At 69.9% G+C, this 1,246-nt stretch carries 1 protein-coding gene; it reads right to left on the reverse strand.

What is annotated here, in order from left to right; genetic code table 11:
• Nucleotides 1–1,008 (reverse strand): transposase (locus tag AB0E63_RS46480; RefSeq protein WP_360381354.1); only part of this gene is annotated, 1,008 nt, incomplete at its 3' end.
• Nucleotides 1,009–1,246 lie beyond the last annotated feature (238 nt).

A 1,246-nucleotide genomic window follows, 5' to 3' on the forward strand; every position in this document is an offset into this window, starting at 1 on the left:
GTCGCCGGCCTTGGTGAGGCCGTGCTGGTGGTGGGACTGCCCGGACTGGGCCACTTTCGGGACGAGCCCGGAGTAGGCGCGGATCGCAGCCAGAGAGTGGAACCGGTGCGGGTCGCCGATCCGGCCGGTGATGATCGCGGACGTGACCGGCCCTGCTCCGGGCGCGGAGGCGACGATTCCGGTGGGGTCGGCCTCGGCATAGAGGTTCGCGGCCCGTTCATCGAGATCCTCGATCTGCTCGGTCAGCATCTGGGCCTGCTCGGCCTCGACGGCGATGTCGGCGGCGAGCTCGGCGAAGTCGATCCCCGCCGCGGGGTCGGTTCCCCACAGCTCGATCGACTGCCTCGCCGCGGTGAGCAGCGCCCGGGCGTGGCCGTCGCGCCAGGCGCCGCGGGAGTGCCGGATCAGGAATCGGGTGAGCCGGGCCTGTCCGAGCCGGATCAGGCTGGTCGGGTCGGCGTAGCGGGCCAGCACCGCCAGGGCGGCCTTGCCGTAGTTCGAGCCGAGCGCGTCGTACCAGGCCGGGCCGAGCAGCTCCAACTGGGCGTCGAGGCGCTGGAACACCGCAGTACGGCGCTTCACGATCGACGCCCGGACCTTCACCGCGCGGCGCAGCGGCTCGGCCGGCCCGCCGCCGGTGTGCTCGCGCAGCCCCTCGGGATGCAGCAGCGGCAACCTCGCGAGCAGCTTGGAATCCAGATGATCGTTCTTGGTGTGCTTGGAGTAGTACGCCCGCAGATCCGCCGACTGCGTCGTCGGCACCATCGAGACCTTCGCGCCGCGACGGCGAAACCACGACGCCACCGGCGCCCACGCGTTCCGAGTCGGCTCCATCACCACCACGAGCGTGTCACCCTCGGCCAGACCGACCGCGGCCCACAGGGCCTCCAGGTCGCCCGGCCGGGTGAAGAACTTCCTCCCCGTCCACACAAACGTCCCGTCCGAACCGGCCAGCGAGGCCTGGTGCGCGGCACGGCACGCCAGATCGATACCCAAGATCAGCTCCACGAACATCCTTCCAGCACAACGAGCACGGCCACCCCGGCCCGGTTCGACGACAGCACAGCCCAGACATTCCGCAAGCAGGAGTCCACCCCAGCAGGGCGGCTCCAAGTTCCCGAACAGGGACACCGGCCGAACACAGACCCGCCCCGCGAACGACCACTCAGCACTCAGGAATCACCAAAGCGTTCCAGTCGGTGGTTCGGCCGCCCGCAAGGCACACACCTAACCTAAATGTCGGTGG

The sequence above is a fragment of the Kribbella sp. NPDC026596 genome (assembly GCF_040638415.1).
Lineage (GTDB): Bacteria > Actinomycetota > Actinomycetes > Propionibacteriales > Kribbellaceae > Kribbella.